We start from the raw sequence: 19,561 nt of genomic DNA, 5'->3' as shown, positions 1-19,561 counted from the left end.
GCTCGATCCCCGCAGCTGATTGCCGTGCACCTTGTCACATGTCGTCAGAGCTGAGTCCGAATCTACGTCGAACCGGGAACGACGCGAGATAGCCGAGGATGAGGGCACCGCCGATAACGCCGGTACCGATCAGCGCGACGTTGCGGGCTTCGTGATCCGGGGCCGGAATATCCGGCGGCAACGGGAGCTGGGTGCTCTTGCCCGTGCTCGGTCGCTTGGGCGGCAGCGTCGCGTCGCTCACCTGGTCGGTCAGCGCCGCTATCGGATCGACCGCGCCGTAGCCGATGTACGGGTTCCAGCCCTCAGCGGGGGCATGAGCGGTGGCCTGGATGCGCTTGATAACTTCCAGCGCACTCAGTTCGGGGAACCGGGCGCGGACAAGCGCGACAACGCCGGACACCAACGGTGTTGCGAAGCTGGTGCCGCTGATAGGGCTCTGCTCACCCTGTTGATTCGCCGCGCTGACCGCGGTGCCGTCACTGCGCGGATTGAGCGAGACCATATTTTCGCCGGGCGCAGCCACGCTCAGCCAGGGGCCGGGCACGGTGAACTTGGATGGAGCGCCGTTCATGTCGATCGACCCGACGGCGAGCACATAGTCGTCCCAGCGGGCCGGGCTGACATTCATCTTGACCTTGCTCCACGGGTCGGCCGTCGGGTCGAGCGGGTCGATCACCGGGTTGTCGGTCTTGCAATTGTCGGTGTTGCCTGCGGCGACCACGACGACGGCGTTCTTCTCTACCGTGGCGTAGCGAAGGGCGGCGCCCACTTTGCCGTCTGCCGCAGGGTTTTCGGATCCGCACCAAACCTCGGAAATATTGATCACCGTGGCGCCGCGGTCAGCGGCTCGCACGATCGCCGAAGCTATGGTGTTCAGGTCCCCATAGCCCTCGGGGAAATCGTCGGGATTCCGTTGCTTCGCAAGGCCTTCCCGCTGATATTTCCTGCTGGTCTGGCGAATGGTCATGATCCGCGCTTCCGGAGCCACACCGGAGAACCCCTGCCCATCGACTTGGGACGCGGCTATCAGGCCGGCGACGAAGGTGCCGTGCCCATCGCAGTCCTCAGTGCCGTCACCTGCATTCGCCACGAAGTCACCGGCCGCGTCCAGCCCCGGCAATCGATGATGACGAGCCACACCCGTGTCGATCACCGCGATCAACTGGCCCTCGCCACGGGAAAACTGCCATGCGCGCTCCAGGTCGAGTGATCGCTGAGCGGTGGGAGTAGCCGGCCCTTCGCCGCCAGAACCGGTGTCCACGCAGTTCGAGTTGGGCGGTCGCTCGGTCTTCTCGGGTGGTACGGCGGGATCACCCGCCGGCTTCAACGCCGGGTTCACCGCGGGCGGGCGGTCGGCGTGTGCGACGCCGTGACCCGCACCGAGACCGAATGACGCGCTCAGGCCCAGCGTTACAGCAACGGCCGCGACGCGCAGGGTCGCGTTCACAGCCCGCGAACGAGCGAGTAGAGCGAAGCCACCCAGAACACCAGCGGCAGTACGGCGGCGACGAACGCGTACTCGAGCAGTTCTACGCCGCGGCGCATCGGCGGCGTCGCCGACTGGTTCGGGATGATGATGCCGAGAATGAGCGCGGCGATCAGGATGATCATCGCGGCGCCGAAGACCATCAGCGGCTGCTCCATGCCGATGCTCGCGCCGATCAGCATGATCAGCACGATGGCCGCGCCGCCCGCGATCAGCACCACGGCCTGTTCGGCGCCCGCGTAGGTGCGGCTGCGGAACATGAGCACGATCGCGCAGACCAGTGCGAGCGCGATGCCTTGCCAGTAGGGGCTTTCGGCGTCGGGGTCGGTGGCCGCCAGCGCACCCGCGACGGTGATGAGCGTGGTCGCCGCGACGAGTCCGCCGAGGTACATGCGGGCCCGTTCCGACTTGACCCGCAGTGCGTCCATGGTCGGCAGCGCGCGGTGGTCGTCCGGATCGTCCTCGGTCGGGTCGATCGGGGTGCCCGGCGAAGGCACCGGCGGCAGCGGCAGTTTGGCGAGCAGCATCGAAACCCGTGGCGCCAGTGAGAGCCCGCCGAGTCCGAGCGCGGCGGCGACCGCGCCGACGGCACGCACCGGTTGCTCGGTGAGCAGACCGACCATCGCGGCCGGAACCGCGTACACCGCAAGGGTGCTCGCGCCGATGAACAGCGCGAGCCCGACACCGGTGACGCGCCACGCGAGAATCGCGGTGGCGCCGAGCAGGACCGAGCCGAGCAGGATGTGCGCCCAGTTGTAGTCGTCGGGCACCAGCAGCATGCCCGCGGTGAACGCGGCGGGCAGTGCGCAACCACCGAGCACCAGCGCGGTGCCGGTGTCGCCGTACATGCGGCTGAGCACCATGCCCGCGACGACGAGCAGGATGGCGACCGTCAGCGCTATCGACCCGCTGACATAACCGGGCAGCGCGTCCTTGGATAGCAACAGACCGAGGCAGCCGACGATCATGGTGATCGCGGCCAGCATGGAGCCGGTGATGCGCGCGACCTTCGGAGTCCAGCTGCGGTAGTGGTCGGTGTCCGCGATCGCGACGTTGTACATGATGTCGTCGAAAAGCGGCGTCGGCGCTGTGTGCGAAGCACTTTCGAGCATCAGCAGCTCGCCGTCGCGGACACCGTGTTCGCCGAGGCTCAGCGAGTTGGAGAACGGGGGATGGCCGATGCGGGCGAGCACCCATTCGGCGGGCTCGAAACGCTCGCCCTCGTTGTCGAAATCGTTGGTGCGGCTGTGCTGGGCGACCATGTCGACGACGCTCGGAATCACCAGGGCGACGGGAACGTCGACCGGGATCGCCATATCCACCTGAGTGTGTTTGGCCAGAATCGTTACCCGAGCCAGGTCCGGCGCACGGACGATTCCGCGCGAGGACTCTTCATCGATGTGGTCAAGGCGCGCGTGCGTCAAGCTTCCCCCAACTCGTCTTCTACCTCGTGTTTCCGCAATCGGCATACCCAGGGGCCGAGCTTGCGAACCCACGGTTCGGGCAGCAGAATGCTGGTCGAACTGTACGACATGTCAGCTGCCGGCTCTACACTGAGGCCGAAGTACAGCTGCGTTAAGGGGGATTTCTCGTCCGATGAGTACCGTCCGGTTCCAGCGCCGTGCGCGACGAGAGATGCCGCGTTCTCCCGGTGGTGAAGTCACCCTGCAGCCGCCGCCCGAGATTCCCCGGGTAACGCCGGGCAGTTTGCTCAGCAAGATGATGCCGGTCGTGATGGTCGTCGGCATGGTCGGGATGATGGCCCTGATGTTCACCCAGGGCGGTGGCATCGCCTCGAATCCGATGACCATGATGTTCCCGATGATGATGGTCTTCTCCATGGTCGGCATGTTCGCCGGTCAGGGTGGTGGCAAGGGGCAGAAGGCCGCCGAAGCGAACGAGGACCGCAAGGACTATCTGCGCTATCTCGACCAGGTGCGCAGGGACGTCGACGACACCGCAAGGCAGCAGCGCGCTTCCGTCGAATGGAGCCACCCGGAGCCCGGCCTGGTCTGGATGCTGGCAGGCACCAGCCGCATGTGGGAGCGGCGCGCGGGGGACAAGGACTTCTGCCACGCCCGCATCGGTATCGGCGGCCAGCGCCTCGCCACGCGCCTGGTCGCGCCGGAGACCGGCCCGGTCGAGGAGCTCGAGCCGATCGCCGCGGTGTCGCTGCGCCGTTTCGTGCGCGCCCACTCGACGGTCCCCGACCTGCCGACCGCGATCGCGGTGAAGGGCTTCGCGACCATCGCCCTGGACGGCGATCGGGTCGAGGCCAGGGAAATGACGCGCGCAATGTTGTTGCAGCTGTGCATGTTCCAGGCACCTGACCAGGTGCTGGTCGCCGTGGTCTGCGGTCCGGACACCGCACGCGAGTGGGAGTGGACCAAGTGGCTGCCGCACACCCAGCACCCCGACGCGCAGGACGGCATCGGCACCCAGCGCATGTTCTACGGCTCGGTCCGCGAGGCGATGACGGGCCTGCATCCGTTGCTGGCCAATCGCGTTCGGTACTCCCGTAATCAGCCCGCCAACGTCAACCTGGTGCACATCGTCATCGTGGTCGACGGTGGTCTGCTCGAGGCCGAGGACGATCAGCTGCGTGAATCCGGCTACGAGGGTGTCACGCTCATCGACTTGTGCGGGTACGCACCGCGTTTGGCGGTGTCGCGCGGCATCAAGATGGTGGTGGAGAACGGTGAGTGCGTCGGTCGCGGCGCCACCGGCAACCAGGAACGTTTCGCGCTGATCGACCGGATCTCCCCGCAGCAGGCCCAGCAGGTGGCACGCAGGCTCGCGCCGTATCGCGCGGCGACTCAGCGCAGCAGCGATGTCGAGGTCGACGACTCCGAGGTGATCTCGTCGTGGTCGCAGCTGATGAGCCTCGGCGACATCGGCACCTTCAATCCCGAACATGCCTGGCGGCCACGCTACGGCCGTGAGCGCTTGCGGGTCGCGTTCGGTGTCGGCGCGGACGGTCTTCCGGTCGAGCTCGACATCAAGGAAGCCGCGGAGAGCGGCATGGGTCCGCACGGATTGTGCATCGGCGCAACCGGTTCCGGTAAGTCCGAGTTCCTGCGCACCCTGGTGCTCAGCCTGCTCGCCACCCATTCGCCGGACCAATTGAACCTGGTGCTCGTCGACTTCAAGGGTGGCGCGACCTTCCTCGGCCTCGACGGTGTTCCACATGTCGCGGCGGTCATCACCAACCTCGAAGACGAGGCCGACCTCGTCGACCGTATGAAGGACGCGCTGGCGGGCGAGATGAACCGCCGCCAGGAAGTGCTGCGCCAGGCGGGCAACTTCGCCAATGTCTCCGAGTACGAGAAGGCCCGCGCCGCGGGCGCGGATCTCGATCCGCTGCCCGCGCTGTTCGTCGTGCTCGACGAGTTCTCCGAATTGCTCACTCAGCACCCGGATTTCGCCGAGCTGTTCGTGATGATCGGCCGCCTAGGCCGCTCGCTGCATGTGCACCTGCTGCTGGCCTCGCAGCGCCTCGAAGAGGGCAAGCTGAAGGGCCTCGAAAGCCACCTGTCCTACCGGATCGGTCTGAAGACCTTCTCGGCCAACGAATCTCGCCAGGTGCTCGGTGTCCCCGATGCCTACAACCTGCCCGGCGTTCCCGGTGGCGGCTACCTGAAGTCGGATTCGGGTGAGATCCAGAGATTCCAGGCCTCCTATGTCTCCGGCCCGTATGTCGGAGGCGGTTCGCAGCGCGAGGTCACCACTGCGGGGATCGCGGGTGGGGAGATCGATGTGAAGGCGCGTCCGTTCGCCGCCACCCACATCGACTTCCGGGCCGCCGACCGGATTCCGTTGCAGGCCACGCCCTCCAACGAGCCGGAGCAGCAGTCCGCCGACGGCGAACAGATCTCCAACGTCAACATGCTGGTCTCGCGCATCCGCGGCCACGGCCGTCCGGCACACGAGATCTGGCTGCCGCCACTGGACGAGGCGCCCACCCTCGATCAGCTCATCCCACGCTCTATCCTCACCGGCGAGTACTCGGCCGTCGCGACGTTGCGAGCCCCGATGGGCATTGTCGACCGACCCTACGATCAGCGCCGCGATCCACTGGTCGTCGATCTGTCGGGTTCACGAGGCAACGTCGCGGTGGTCGGTGGTCCGCAGTCCGGCAAGTCGACCGCGCTGCGCACCATGATCATGGCGCTTTCGCTGACCCACACCGCCGAGCAAGTGCAGTTCTACTGCCTCGACTTCGGTGGCGGCACGCTCGCCAGCCTGCAGGGGTTGCCGCATGTCGGTTCGGTGGCAAGCCGATTGGACGACGACAAGGTCCGGCGCACGGTCGCCGAGATGAACACCATCGTCCGGTCCCGTGAGGCGCGCTTCCGTCAGCTCGGCATCGAGTCCATGACCGAATTCCGCCGCCTGCGGGCCATGGATCCCTCCAGCAGCCCGGCCGCTGCGGGCGCGCACGAGGATCCCTTCGGCGACGTCTTCCTGGTGATCGACGGTTTCGGCTCCATCCGCCAGGACTTCGATCCGCTGGAGCAGCCGATCATGAACCTTGCGGTGCAGGGTCTTTCGTACGGCGTGCACGTTGTCATCGCACTGGCGCGGTGGGCCGAGGCGCGTCCGGCGCTCAAGGACCAGATCGGCACCAGGATCGAGCTGCGCCTCGGTGATCCGATGGACTCCGACCTCGGCCGCAAGTTCGCGGCTCTGGTCCCGCAGGGTCGGCCCGGTCGCGGTATGACACCCGAATGCCTGCACATGCTCACCGGTCTGCCCCGCATCGACGGCAGCTCCGACCCCACCAATCTCGGTGCGGCGGTCGGCGACGCGGTGGCGACGATCGCCCGCCTCACGCCGGGCAGGCATGCGCCCGCGGCCCGCATGTTGCCCGAGATGCTGCCGCGCGAACAGCTGCTGCAGCTGGCGGGCAACTGGCCGTCACAGATCGACCCGGAACGCAAGAACATGCGTATTCCGCTCGGTATCAACGAATCCGAGCTCGCGCCGGTCTACATCGACTTCAACGAGAGCCCGCACTTCATCGTCATCGGTGACACCGAATCCGGTAAGTCGACGTTGTTGCGTTCGCTCATCGAGGGCATCGCCGCGTCGAACACCCCGAATCAAGCGCGCTTTATCGTGGGCGACTACCGGCGCACCATGCTCGGTTTGGTGCCCGATGGGTACCTCGCGGGTTATGGATCGACCGCGCCGCAATTCACCCAGAACATGTCCGATCTCGCCGCCTATGTCGCCCAGCGGACGCCGGGGCAGGATGTCACGCCGCAGCAGCTGCGCGATCGCTCATGGTGGAGCGGACCGGAGTTGTTCGTCATCATCGACGACTACGACCTGGTCGCCACCTCTATGGGCAATCCGGTGTCGGTGCTGGTCGAGCACTTGCCGCACGCTCGTGACCTCGGCTTCCACCTGATCATCGCCCGCCGCTCCGGCGGCGCGAGCCGCGCGATGTACGAGGCCACGCTGGCCAGGATGAAGGACCTCGGCTCGGCGGGCCTGATCATGAGCTGCAACAAGGACGAAGGCGTGCTTATGGGCACCACACGTCCCGGCCTCAAGCCGCCGGGCCGCGGCACCTACGTGACGCGCAACACCGAGGATCTGATTCAGCTGGCGTGGATGCCGGCGGCGGAGTGATGTCCGTCGTCGACCTGGTGGTCACCGACACGCGGATCTGGGCGTGCGGTCCGGCCACCCATTGGGATGTGCCGCCGTCGGTTGTGCTCGGCAGCAACGGGGATCTGGTCATCGGTGAGCCGTTGACGCCGCCGACGCAGGTCAGCTCGGCGGTCCAGTTCGTCGCGGGGGAGCGGATCGCCCTACTACCACGGGTGCCCGCTGTCGCCGAGGCGATGACGGCGGTCGTCGGCACTGTGCTGCAGAACCTCGGCGTCGCCACCCCCTGCAACCGGGTCACCGTCGCGTGTCCGACGGAGTGGGGCGCGCGCCGGCGTGCGGTTCTCGAGACCGCGCTGCGCCGCTTCGCCGGCGATGTCGTGTTCGAGGACATGGCCGTTCGCGCGGTGGCCGCCGATGAGGGCGCCGACCGCAGCAGTCGCACGGTGGTGCTGGAATTCGGCCCGCTCTCGACCACCGCGAGCACCGTCGTGCGCGGCCATCAGGGCACGCATGTCGAATCATGTGAGCACGAACCGAATCTCGCGCTCGCCGACCTCGGCCCCGATCCGCAGGCCACCGACGACCTCGCCGCGCTCGTCGGCAGGCTGCTCGCGGGCCGCCCCGCCGATGTTGTTCAGGTGGTGGGTGTTTCGGATCCGGCGAAACTCGAGGTGATCCGCTCGGTGGTTCCGCCGATCGCTGGACCGGCCGTCGAGCTGCGGCCGATCGCAGGCGCCGACCTGGTGCGCGGTCCGCGGCCGGACCCCGGCTATCAGCCCGAGACTGTCTCGGCGCTGCCGGCCGCGGAGTGGATGCAGCCGCTTCGGCAGCGCGCGGCCGCCGTCGAGGGCCCAGACCGTCGCCGCACCGGATACCTGGTCGCCGCCGTCGCCGGTGTTCTGGTTGTCGCCGCGGCGGCGGTGGGAGCTGTGGTCGTCCTCGGCGGTTCGGCGGACACTCCCGCGGTGTCCGCGGGACCTTCGGCATCGGTCCCACCAGTGCGAGCGACGGCCGACGGCAAGCCCCCACCACCGCCGAGTGGCGCACCATCATCGGAAACCATTGGGCGCGTGCGTTTTCGAATGCCGACGGGCTGGCGTCTCGCGCAGGTTCCCGACCCGAGCAAGCCGCGCGTCGACCTCGTGCCGGAGGACGGCAGCCGCATGCGCATCACCGTGATCCAGACGCCGGTCGCCGCCGGGATCGGTTATGAGCAGGTGGCCAGGAGTCTCGAGGCGCAGATGCGGCAGAAGCCGAATGGTGCGCTGACCGATCTGAAGCATGACCAGGTGTTCGGCGGAAAGTCGGGTATCGCCTATATCGAACGGCCGGGTGACGGTTCCACGGTGCGTTGGCATGTGCTGGTCGAGCACGGGCTTCAGGTCAGCACCGGATGTCAGTTCCTCGGCGAGTGGGAGTCGATCGCGCCGGCCTGCGAACAGTTCGCGGCCTCGGAACAGGTGACCCCGTAAGTATCCTGTTCCGCGCGTTCCACACTTCCGGCCCAGAACAACATTCGTGCCCCCGGCAATCCTGCCGGGGGCACGAATGGTCTGAGTCGTTCAGTGTCAGAAGAGGTTCGCCAGGGCGGTATCCGTGCCCTGCAGCTCGGAGTTGCCCTTGCTGACCAGCTGACCGGCACCGACCAGCGTCGCATTCAGCTGTTCGACATGCTGGTTCCAGGTGGTCTGCATCTGGCCGAATGCATCGTTCGCTGCACCCTTCCAGTTCTGCGTGATGAATTCCTCGATCTTCTTGTGGAAGGAGGTCAATTCGTCTCGAATACCCTCGGCGCGCTTGATGATCTGCTGCGCTCCATCGGCGACTCCGTCGAAATTGGCGGAGATATTCTGCGAGCTACCGGCCATTCTTCAGGCTCCTTTGTTGCGAGTTTCGAATTAGACGGCGGGAAGGTCGAGGCTGGATACCTGAGCCTGAACCTGCCGGGAGAAGTCGGTGTCCTGATCTTCGAACGACGAGCCGGCCTTGATGAGCTTCTCCGAGGTCTCCATCAGCTTGTCGTTGAGCTTGTCGGCCTGGAAGTAGTAGCGCTCCATGAACGCGTTGAACGCGTCGCGTGCCTGGCCCTTCCAGTTGGCGCCGTTGGTGACATTGTCCTCGTCGGTCTTCAGCTGCCGGATGGCGAGCATCAGATTGTTGTGCTGCTCCTGAAACTCCTTCGCCTTCTGCGCGATCAACTCGGGACTAGCATCGAGATGCCCTGCTTCCGCCATTGCGGCTCCTCCTCTTTCTTCTCATGATCAACGTTGCAGGTGCCAGCTGACCTGTTCATAGTGTTTGGACGTGTGCTCTGCTCGATCGGTTCCATCGAATTTCGAAAAATCTGTTGGCCGTCATCGAGTGTCATCGCCCTGCGCGTTGTCGACTGGCTGCACCGTGGCCAGAGTGCCCTGGATGAGATCCCCCCGGACGTTCTCGACCGCGGTGCCGTCGCATCGGTCGCTGCCAGCGCTCTGCTCCCCTCCTTCCCCCTGTGCTCGCTACCACCTGAAACTGGCGAGTGGGCTGGCTGGGCATCACCCTACCGAATGGCGTGCTGGAGCGCTACCATCACCGATCAGGCGGCGGAGCGGCCAACGGTGCTTCGGCTGGGACCCGTCAAGGGGCGTCCTGCGTTGTGCAGGTTCACTTTACGATCTTCGCGATCGTGGGGACCATCTTGTCGATGAGGGCGCTCTGGGACTGATCGGTCCAGACTTGAAAAGCCTGCACGGTCGAGGGATCGTCCACTACAACGATCTTGGCCGTACTCTGCAGTATGGAGTTCGGCAGGCCGCGCAGGCCGCCGTTCTTCGCCTCGCTGTCGGACCTCAGCACGATGACGACTTCGGAATCAATGTCGATGGAATAGCTACTGACCGACAAGGCTCGTGGTGACTTCTCGTCGCCGACCGCCTTGTACTTGGGGCTGTACTGGAAGCCGATGTTCTGCAGGAATTTGGCTTGCTGGCTGGGGTTGAGCGCCGCCGAGAGCGTGGCATTGCCGAAACTGAAGGCGGTCACCGTTTTTCCCGCGAATTGCGGATTGGCGCTGCGGACCAGAGCCAGCTGGTCGCCGTCGGTGCCGGCCTCCGACGCGCGGCTGGTGAAGAAGAAAGTGCCCGCCGCGACGGCGACGACGACGATGGCCAGGATCGCGGGCACCAGAAATCGGCGAGCCAACGATGGCTTGGGGCTGTTCGGCGTGGTCGCGACAAGTCGTTGGTCGGTGTCTTCCCGTTGCTGCGGGGCGTATCCGGCGAGGGGCGCGCGTGGATCGGTGGTAGGTCCGGTGATGAGAATGCGGGGATCGGTGACGGGTGCGAGGTGCGGCATTCGCGTGTCGGTCGAGTAACCGGCCTCGGGCGCTCGGAACTGGTTGCCGTACAAGGCCGCTTCGGCCGCCTGGGTGAACTCCCGGCAGGTGGCGTAGCGGTGCGCCGGGTCCTTGGCCATCACCTTTTCGATCACGCCGTCGAGCGTGGCGGGCAGGCCGGGGCGAACCGAACTCAATTTCGGTGGCGGCTCGTGCAAGTGCCCCATCATGACCACGGCGGGCATGGTCGACGGGTAAGGGTTCTGGCCGGTCAGTAGCTTGAAGAAGGAGCAGCCGAGACTGTAGATATCGGCGCGGTGGTTCAGAGTGGTCCCGACCAATTGCTCAGGCGGCGCGTAGGCGACAGTGGCCATGAAATTGCCTGTCGCCGTGAGGTCTTGGCCGTCATCGGAGGATTTCGCTACACCGAAGTCGGTCAGCAGGATCCGCTCGTCGTCGTCTTCCTCCGCGGCGGAGAGCAAGAAATTGGCCGGCTTCACATCGCGATGCAGCAGTCCGCGCCGGTGGGCGTAGTCGAGTCCCTTGCCCACCTCGGACACGATCCGCAGTGCTCGCTGCGGGGTCATGACCGCGGGCCCCTTCTTCGCCTCCTCCGAGGCGTCGGTGCCCTCTACATACTGCATGGCGATCCACAGTTGACCGTCCTCTTCGCCACGGTTGTACACCGCGACGATATTCGGATGGTCGAGTCCTGCGGCCAGATTCGCCTCGCGCTCGAACCGGGCGCGGAATTCACCATCGGTGGACAGGTCGGCGCTGAGCACCTTCAAAGCGTCACGGCGGGGCAGGATCGGGTTCTGCGCCAAGTACACGGTGCCCATTCCGCCCGCGCCGAGGACCTGAAGCACCCGGTAGCCGCCAACGATTGCGCCGGGCCGCAACGCCATTCGGTCCTCCCTCAATGATGTCGAAAGCCCGAACACGCGAGCCTCCCGAAGGAATCTAGCAAGTCACCGCCGGGTATTCGACTTGCATCCAGGTGCGGACGAGCGTGGCCGCGGCGACCAGGTGCAAGCCCTTGCCGCGTGCGATCGTCCTCAGCTACTCGTGATCAGGGCATATTGCGCGGAGATTTTTTGATGGAGGTCCTGCAACTGTTTGCCGAAGGCCTGCACGAGGTACCGGTCGACATGAAAGCTGCAGATATTCATGACCACGGTCCGCGTCTCACCGGATTTGGCCATCTCGCCATAGCATTCGACCTGCTGTGCGAGTGCGGAAGGGGAGTCGACCATCTGTTGATTCGGCTCGAGGGTGGTGGACGGCTGCCACTCTTTCCAGAGTGTCCGCGCACCCTTGTCGGATCGGCTTCGAAACACCACGGCGTCGCCGAACGCGACGAGGTCGACTTCACCCTGTTCCAAAGCCGTCAGTGAGGACGGACCGGCCCGCAACAGCGACAGTGTGCCGCGGCCGGTATAGACGCCGTCCGGTTCGGTGCGCAGTGGCGATTCAGGATTGCTCGGCAGGGTGCGCCCGAGTAGACCCTGTGGATCGAGGGCGACATGTTTCAGCTCGTCGGCGGGTGTCGGCCGGAACTTGTCGATCAGTGGAATCTGCACGTCGAGCATCCGCTCGACCTGGCTCGTCAGGGCCGGGAGGTCCGGAGCCGCGGTGTCGTCGACGACCTTGACGAAGATGACGTACCGATCGTGCACGGTCCACGAGCCGATCGAGGAGATGTCCGGCCGCCAATGTGCCGTCGTGCTCGGATGTTTGGTGATCGGAACCGGCTGGTTGTCGCGGTTGTAGGTGAAGTCGTCGTGTTCGAGGGCCGGGCCGACTGCCGATGCCGTCTTCGCGTCCGGGAACATCAGCACCGCGACATTCAAGGTGCGGCGCTTGGCCTCGGGTTCGCCTCCGGTCTGCCAGGCATTGACCCAGCCGGCAACCAAATCCTTCGCGACATCATCGAAGGTGTCGTTGATGACGAGGTTGCCCAGGGTTTTTCGGTTGAGTACGACGTGCGGACGGTTGAGCCACGCGTCCTCGACATAGGACGGATCGGCTTCGAAGGGCAGGGCGACATAGTCGGACAACCGCTGTGCTTCGCGGGCACGGGCCTGCCGGTCGCTTCTCGCGTTACCGATCTCGCGTGGTTTTGTCTGGTAATTGCCGACATCGAGCTTCGATACGTCGGACGGTACTCGCGTGGGCATTCCGGTCACCGCCGTGCCACAGGCGCCGATACCGATCGTCAGCGCCGCGGCCGTGAGCAGGATTCCGACGGCTCGAACCGGCGTCGATCCAACGGCGAGCATCACGCCCTTCCCCTTCGTTCGCGTAGTTCTCATCTAGTGTCCGTAGGCAAGCAGCTTGTACTGAGCCGCAGTCCGCTGATAGAGCTGCTGCACGCTGCTGGTCTGCACCCGCGCGGCGTATCGGTCATATCCGAAATAGCACACCGGCGAATAGCGGTCCTTGCTCGTTTTCGGATCCTTGGTGTCGAAACACTTCACCCCGGGCATGTGTGGTGGACTATCGATTGCCTTGTAGCCCTTGGCTTCCTGATCAATAAAAGCGGCGATCAAACGCTCCGGGCTTTCGGTATCCCGGGTTCGATAGAGCTGGCCGCCGGAAAAAGCGACCAGATCGACGCCCGCGTCGTCGAAGGCGGCCTTGGTGAGATTGGGGTAGTGATCGGTGTGTAGCGCTGCCTGCCTTGGCACCACCATCGACAGATCACCGCGGTCGGTGGGCTTCCCTTGGTCGTCCAGCGGCAGGGTGCGGCTGAGCAGGCCTTCGACGTCGAGTGGTAGCGATCGGAGTTGATCGACGGGGGTAGGCGTATAGCCCTTCAATCCTTCGATCTGCTTACTGAAGGTTTGTTCTGTCAGGTCGACGAGCCGTGCCGTGTCCACAGGTTCGCTCACCGGATCGTCGACGTGAACGAGCAGGAGGATGGGACCGTCTACCAATTGCGAATCGAGATATCGACTTTTCGGATTCCATTTCGCGCGGGCGTCGGGTCGTGCCGGAATTTTGATGGACTCACCGGGGGAAGACTCTTGCTGGCGATCCGCGATTCGTGCGGCAGCTGCCTGGGCGAGAGCGGTATTTTCGAATCGCAAGGTGTACAGATCTAATCCAGTACCGAGGCCGACTTGTTCGCGACGCTGGCCACGCGAGTACCAGCCGGCGATGAAACCGGGGGTGAGGTCATTGAAGTCTCTGCTGTTGAGTGACGGAAGTGCCGTGGGATCACCGGGAGTAATCCGCCGGTCCCAGTATATGCTTGTTTTGAAGGCGAACTTTCCGTCTATCTCCGCGGGAAGTGGGGTTGCGTTACCGATTCGGATGGCTTCCTGGCGTGCTCCCGATATCTCCGTGCGGCTCGCTTCGAGATCTCGCGGAACTGTCGCGTAGTTGCCGGAATCCAGCGCAGCCGCGTCGATGGTGCGAGTGGCTGTATCATTGTCACTGTCACCGCAGCCTGCGGATAAAACGATCGCGGCGGTCATGATGACGCACCAGATATGTCGTGATCGCATCACGGCCTCACTCACTCTTTGCCAGAATTGCGTACTGGGCCGCGGCTCGCTGGTAAAGTGCCGGATCCGACCGTGCAGAGTAGGGCGCTTTCGATATCACGACGGCCACGTACCGTCCATAGACCACTGCGCACAGATCGTCATACGACCGGAATGGGTCGGACGAGTCGAGTTTCAAACATCTGACATCAGGTAGCCCTGGCGGCGGGGCCAACTCCTCATCATTCTTTCCGGCCTTGACCAGCACGTTCTGCAGGTGGAACGCAGCAGCGAGATCGCGCGTCCGATAAATGATCCCGGCGCGCCGTCCGACCAGATCGACCCCGCTTTCCTCGAATGCTTTCCCGATTTCGACAGGGTTGCGCTCGAAATGAAGCTGTCCGGACGGTTCGTACGGACCGAAGTCGTGATCGAAGATGAACGGATCGCTGTAATCCTTCGCTTTGGGGAGCGCTCGTCGCATGATGCTGTCCGGATCAGTGGGGAGGTCCAGCACATCATCCAGCGGCGTCGGCTGCTGCTGATCCAAACGGGCGACCTGTTGATCGATAGTCTTCCCGATAGTGCTCGAAAGGGAACTTGGATTCGGTTCCGGGACCGCGGCATTAGTCAGAATGACATATGGGCCGTGTGACACGAACGAGATGGCGGTAATATCATCTGCTGATGATGTCCTGGCGTCCGGGCGGTTCTCGATCGGAATCGGGTGACGTCCGGGATCCGCGTTGGTGATCTGATCGAATTCTTCGGTTGCTTTTCGGCCGGCAGCTTCGGTGGGGAACCGTAGCACGGAAATGATCAACTTTTTCCGGTGCCGGAGGTCGCCGTTGATTCGCGAAACATACGCGCCGGCGATCAGATTGTTGTCGACAGCAGCAGGGCGATACTGCGGTGGAAATGTATTCGACGTGACCATCTGTTCGCCATCGAAGAACAGCTCCACATCGCTGAGGAACGTGATGTCACTGTCGATATCGGACGGATGCACCAGGTAGTTGAGCATCCGACGCGCCTCTACAAGGCGCAATTCGCCCGGAGTGCTGATTTCCGCGTCATATCCGGTGGGTTCGGGGGAGTACGCCCCTACCTTCAATGACGGAAGATCCACCGGCGTCAAGCCCGGCTCGGGGCTTCCCGAGACGCTGGTCGAGCAACCAGCACTCGCCACAGCTACCACGATGACCAGCGCCGCCAGCCCGCCTCTGTACTTCATACTTCCCCCGTCCCGGCAGATCCCTCGCCATCGTCCGTTCGTCAGTCCGGGACGACGGCCAGCGTCACACCCACCCCTCGTTCGGTAGCTCTCGCGGGATATTACTTCACTCGCGCGTGCCGCACCGAGATCAGTTTTCAGCGGAAGCTCTGTTCGCCGGTATCAGAGACTGTTGGCGAGCAGCGCGTATTGCGCCGCGACCTTCTGCCGGACGTCGGGCTCCTTGTCACTGGTCACCACGCCGACGTACTGCTTGTACGGCACATAGCACCGGTATTTGTATTCGCGGTCCGGATCGCCTTTGCTATTGAGCTCCAGGCATTTTGCGCCCGGGACGTCGTTGGGTGCGCCGATCGGGTCGAACTGACTGCCTGCGCTGCCGATGAGTCCGGTGATGAGTTTCTCGGCAGCGGCGGAATCGCGCACACGCGTCACGGAGCTGGCATCGACGATGGCGACGCGGTCGACACCGGTCTCCTCCATCAGACGTTTGCGGACGCCTTCGTCATCGGAGGAGCTGATCATGAAATTCGCTCCGTAGATGGCGAAGCTGGTGCCGTCGGGGGTGTGACCCTTGCGGTCGGTGACCGCGACTCTGGCCAGTAGGCCGTCGGGGTCGACCTTCAGGGTGCCGAGCTTGTTCTGCGGGGTGGCCTGGAATTTGTCCAGCGCGGGGACCTGGGCGGCGAGGGTCTTGTCGACCCAGCTCAACAGGTCGGGGCCGTCGGCCTTCGGGCGCTGGACGAAAAGCGAGATGACGAATTCCTTGTAGGCCATGAAGGTGCCGATGGTGGGAATTCCCGGGCGCCAATGGTTATAGGAGTCGGGGAATTTCGTCGACTCGAGCCGTCGGTTGTCGGGGGAGACCGCGAGATCGGTGTCCTCCAGCTCCCTGGCGGCGAGCTTCGCGGCGGCCTCGTCGGGGAAGCGGAGCACGACATTGGTGACGGCGGTGGCCTCCCGCGACGGCCGCTTCTCACCGGGCGGATCCGGCCGGTCCGCGCCGATGGCGGCGTAGCCGACGATCATCTTGCGGTTCTCCAGGATCGGTTTGGACACGTTGGCCAGGAAGTCGATGGCATCCTCGGCGGTGGCGATGAGAGTGCTGCCGCGCCCGTAGTTGAGCACCGGGTCGACCCGCACGGTCGGGACTACGAACTCCGACATCCGCATGCCCTCGAGCACCGCCCCGTTGCTGCCCGCGTCCTGCGGGTACTTGTGGCGGTCGACCTGGTAGGTGCCGACCTCCAGCTTGCGGACGTCCGGTTCGCCGGCGGTCGGTGTCCCCGGCACGCTGCATCCGGTCACGACACCCGCCAGCCCGATGCAGGCCGCGGCAAGCGCAATGCGCGAAATCCGAACCATGACAGGCCCCTCATTCCTCCCGTTTGTACCTGTGAAGTTACCGGAGTCGCGCGCAGAAGGTTCAATAGATCCTGCGGCTCGTATTGCCATACTCTGGTGTCGTGACGACGAACCCGCACTCCACAGCTGTCGGGGGCCGATACCGTTGAAGGATCGGCAGGTTGAGGTCGTCGCCGGAGTTCACGCGGTCGCCAGGGTCGAGGGCGCGGTGGTGGTCGTCGCCCATCGCGGGCCGGGCAAGCCGACTCCGCAATCGCCTGCCGTGCTTGCCATGGAGTCCCTTGCCGAGCTCATTCGTGCGGCCGCCGAGCAACAGCCCGCCGGGCCGGGCGCGCTGGTGGCGCGGCAGGCCACCCGCTGGTTGATGAAGCACGCCGAACAGATCAGCCCGGGAGAGCCGATCGATTTCGGTGTGCTCTGCGCGGCCGAGACCGGAGGGGTGGCGATTTTCCTGCACGGTTCGGTCACCGCGGTGCTCGCCGGGGACGGCACAGTCGAGCGATATCGAGGCAGCGACGCGGCCTTCACCGTCGATCGCGTCGCGAGCGTCCCGGCACGGGCGGTCGCGCTGTTCGTCGACGATGCCAAGGGGCGCGTCCCCGAGTTGCCCGCCGAGCGAGGGATCGGCTGGCTGGTGGAGGGCATCGCACAGGCGGGCGGAGCCATCGTCTGGTCGGATCCGGTGCGCGGCAGGTCCGGTGGGGTCGGACCGGCCGCAGGCCATCGGCGCATCCCGCCGCCGACCGCGCGCATCGATGCGGAGCCCGCGCCTGCCTCCGAACCGGATGCGGACCCATATCCGACCGGAACGCAGGCGTCGACGGCGATGCTCGATGCCGCCCAGGATCAGCGCGGCGACGCCTTCCCGGATCAGCACGACATCGACCCGCACTACGCGCCGACTCAGGCAGGCGGCACCAACCCGGCGCCGCTACCCGATCCGGACCTGCAGCGCAGGCTGGAGGCCACCGCCAAGGCCACCGTCCTCACCGTGAAAGTGCTCGGATTCAAGTGTGCGCGTGCTCATCCCAGCGATCCGCGCTCGGCGTTCTGCACCGTGTGCGGGATGCCGGTCGACCAGACCCAGCAATTGATCGAGGTGGTTCGTCCGCCGCTCGGCATGCTGATCCTCGACGACGGCATGACCTACATGCTGGCCGCGGACGCCGTGCTCGGGCGTGACCCCGAGCATTCCGAACAGGCACAGCGCGGCCTGATTCCGCTCGAGGTAAAGGACTTCTCCGGCGGCATGTCCCGCGCGCACGCCGAGATCATGCTGGTGAATTGGGATGTGTCCGTGGTGGATCGGGGTTCCACCAACGGCACCCGCACCCGCCTGCCCGGCTACCGCGACTGGGTGCGGCTGCCGCCGAATCAGCCATTGGTGCTGGTGCCGGGCACCGAGATCCTGATCGGCAACCGCGTCCTGCGATTCGAACCCGCCGCCCCGCCGCCCTTCGGCTAGTCCACTGCGCGTCGACCGGTCGCCTGAGCGGTCAGCGGCTCGGCCCTGTGGTCACGAATATCGCGACATACAGGTCTTTTCGCCGTTGATGACGCCCGCGCGGAACGCGTCGACACGGGAGAACCCACTTCGCACGGTCTGGCCCTGGACGTCGCTTGCCGCCAGTCCGTCTGTCAGCAGTCCTGATACTGCTTCGTCGAGATCGCCTGCGGCGAGAGTGATATCGCCCTGTGAGATCGGACGCCCCGCTTGGGCGAGTTTCCCGGTGACCACCCCGGACAGGCAGGCCGCACGCAATCCGGTCTTGGCGCCGACCAGTTGCTGACCGTTGCTCTGCTGCACGGCAAGGGTGTATCGGGAGATGAAGACGACGTAGCCGTTGTAGTCGCCGGTCACCTTCAATGGCAACGGATTGTCGATGTCGGCGTTGGAGGTGCCGCGCTGCGCGAGTTCGGGGATATCCGTCGCGATGGTGTTCTCGGCGGGACAGTAGGAGACGGGTTCGGTGGTGACGCCGTCGCGGCAGTCGATCTTCGCGCCGGAGTAGTTGTAGGTCGGTCTCTGCTCGATCGGCAGGATCGCGGCGAGCGCCTTGCTCAGCTCGATCAGGTTGTCCTTGGTGATCGGGTATTCGCCGCGGCCCTGGTCGCCGGTGAAACTCTGCGGCAGATTGCCGCGCCGCTGCGCGATCTCGTTGATGTCGATGGCCTTGCAGGCCTTGGGCCCGTCGGTGAAACCGACCTGCACCGCGGTGACCCGTTCGAATGCCGAGCCGTGCACGCTCTCCGGATCGTCGGGGTCGGCATCGCGGATCGCGACCGTCGCGGCGAGCACCGAGTTGAGGCCATCGGAGGTGTTGATGGTGAAATGCGCGGCGCCGCCTTCGGCCACATGCCGCATGAACGCGCCTGCGAAGCAGTCGGCCTGCTGTTCCTTGACGATCACCGGATCCTTGGGCGCGACGATTTTCGCCATGCTCTGGATCGCATGCCCGTATTCGTGGGCGAGCACCATGACCACCGACATCTTGCCGAAGGTTTCCTCCATCGTCGGCAGCAGCACCGAACGGTCCCAGCCGATGGAGTTGTCCAGTCGGCAGTACGCGGCGTTCACGAGGTGATAAGTGGTTTCCTTACAGAACTCGGGAGCCTGACTCTTCTGCGCTTTCGCGCTCCAGGAGATGAGCTTGTCGACCGGCTTGAACTCGCCCTGGAATTCTCTGCCGAATTCGCCGCGCCAATAGGTCTGAATATCGTCGACGGCGTTGAGCGCGAGGGTGTCGGTCGCGCTGCCGTCGCCGTTGGTCGCCGCGAGGTCGGTATCGGGGACGCCATCGCGCGGTCCGCTCGGTCCGCTGGTGGTCGGCAGCCCCGCCACTTTGAATGGATCGTCGTAGACCGAGACCGCCCTGCCCTGCACCGAGCGGGTGCAGCCGACCAAGAGCGTCACCGCGCACAGTACGGCCGTAAAGAGCGCGGTCGCTTGGAGTTTCGGCAAGGCTCCCCCTGGTCGGCCGGAAAGACGTTCACATCGGTCGCCGGATCGGGGTTATGGCGCATCGGGGGCACCGCCGATGTCCGGGTGA

The 19,561-nt window shown here is 65.0% G+C and carries 13 protein-coding genes; 3 read left to right on the top strand and 10 right to left on the bottom strand.

What is annotated here, in order from left to right; translation table 11 throughout:
* Positions 1-34: 34 nt before the first annotated feature.
* Together mycP and eccD are read right to left on the bottom strand one after the other, a co-directional pair.
* Entirely contained in the window at positions 35-1,447 is a 1,413-nt protein-coding gene (gene mycP / locus ACFU4Z_RS01465) for a type VII secretion-associated serine protease mycosin (RefSeq protein WP_379058710.1), read from the bottom strand.
* Positions 1,444-2,910, bottom strand: coding sequence for a type VII secretion integral membrane protein EccD (eccD, locus tag ACFU4Z_RS01460; protein WP_379058707.1), 1,467 nt, complete (start codon positions 2,908-2,910; stop codon positions 1,444-1,446). Before eccD ends, mycP begins: the two co-directional genes overlap by 4 nt.
* A gap of 172 nt (positions 2,911-3,082) precedes the next feature.
* Here eccD and eccCa point away from each other — a divergent pair, with 172 nt between their 5' ends.
* Both eccCa and ACFU4Z_RS01450 read left to right on the top strand, forming a co-directional pair.
* Complete coding sequence (eccCa, locus tag ACFU4Z_RS01455; protein ID WP_379058704.1) at positions 3,083-7,123, top strand: type VII secretion protein EccCa; 4,041 nt, start codon at positions 3,083-3,085, stop codon at positions 7,121-7,123.
* Complete coding sequence (locus ACFU4Z_RS01450) at positions 7,123-8,577, top strand: type VII secretion-associated protein (protein ID WP_379058701.1); 1,455 nt, start codon at positions 7,123-7,125, stop codon at positions 8,575-8,577. Before eccCa ends, ACFU4Z_RS01450 begins: the two co-directional genes overlap by 1 nt.
* Before the next feature lie 96 nt (positions 8,578-8,673).
* Here the strand turns inward: ACFU4Z_RS01450 and ACFU4Z_RS01445 are convergent, their stop codons facing one another.
* The 7 genes from ACFU4Z_RS01445 to ACFU4Z_RS01415 form a co-directional block, all read right to left on the bottom strand.
* Positions 8,674-8,973 (bottom strand): WXG100 family type VII secretion target, encoded by a 300-nt coding sequence (locus tag ACFU4Z_RS01445; RefSeq protein ID WP_379058698.1) that lies wholly within the window; start codon positions 8,971-8,973, stop codon positions 8,674-8,676.
* Between the two features lie 30 nt (positions 8,974-9,003).
* A complete protein-coding gene (locus tag ACFU4Z_RS01440; RefSeq protein WP_328409355.1) occupies positions 9,004-9,339 on the bottom strand; it encodes a WXG100 family type VII secretion target in 336 nt (111 codons plus the stop codon).
* A 412-nt stretch (positions 9,340-9,751) separates the two neighbouring features.
* A complete protein-coding gene (locus ACFU4Z_RS01435) occupies positions 9,752-11,329 on the bottom strand; it encodes a serine/threonine-protein kinase (protein ID WP_379058694.1) in 1,578 nt (525 codons plus the stop codon).
* A 150-nt stretch (positions 11,330-11,479) separates the two neighbouring features.
* Positions 11,480-12,736 (bottom strand): hypothetical protein, encoded by a 1,257-nt coding sequence (locus ACFU4Z_RS01430; RefSeq protein ID WP_379058691.1) that lies wholly within the window; start codon positions 12,734-12,736, stop codon positions 11,480-11,482.
* The gene (locus ACFU4Z_RS01425) at positions 12,737-13,903 is read right to left on the bottom strand and encodes a hypothetical protein (RefSeq protein WP_379058688.1); all 1,167 of its coding nucleotides are present in this window, start codon (positions 13,901-13,903) and stop codon (positions 12,737-12,739) included. It abuts the gene before it with no gap.
* Between the two features lie 37 nt (positions 13,904-13,940).
* Positions 13,941-15,146 (bottom strand): hypothetical protein, encoded by a 1,206-nt coding sequence (locus tag ACFU4Z_RS01420; RefSeq protein WP_379058685.1) that lies wholly within the window; start codon positions 15,144-15,146, stop codon positions 13,941-13,943.
* Between the two features lie 162 nt (positions 15,147-15,308).
* Entirely contained in the window at positions 15,309-16,511 is a 1,203-nt protein-coding gene (locus ACFU4Z_RS01415) for a hypothetical protein (RefSeq protein WP_379058682.1), read from the bottom strand.
* 145 nt (positions 16,512-16,656) lie between these two features.
* Here ACFU4Z_RS01415 and ACFU4Z_RS01410 point away from each other — a divergent pair, with 145 nt between their 5' ends.
* Positions 16,657-17,976, top strand: coding sequence for an FHA domain-containing protein (locus ACFU4Z_RS01410; RefSeq protein ID WP_379058680.1), 1,320 nt, complete (start codon positions 16,657-16,659; stop codon positions 17,974-17,976).
* Between the two features lie 51 nt (positions 17,977-18,027).
* Here ACFU4Z_RS01410 and ACFU4Z_RS01405 read toward each other — a convergent pair whose 3' ends face one another.
* Positions 18,028-19,425, bottom strand: a complete 1,398-nt coding sequence (locus tag ACFU4Z_RS01405; protein WP_379058678.1) for a metallopeptidase — start codon at positions 19,423-19,425, stop codon at positions 18,028-18,030.
* Positions 19,426-19,561 lie beyond the last annotated feature (136 nt).

It is taken from the genome of Nocardia sp. NPDC057440 (assembly GCF_042802915.1).
Classification (GTDB): Bacteria; Actinomycetota; Actinomycetes; order Mycobacteriales; family Mycobacteriaceae; genus Nocardia.
This window is presented reverse-complemented; position numbering and strand designations above follow the sequence as displayed.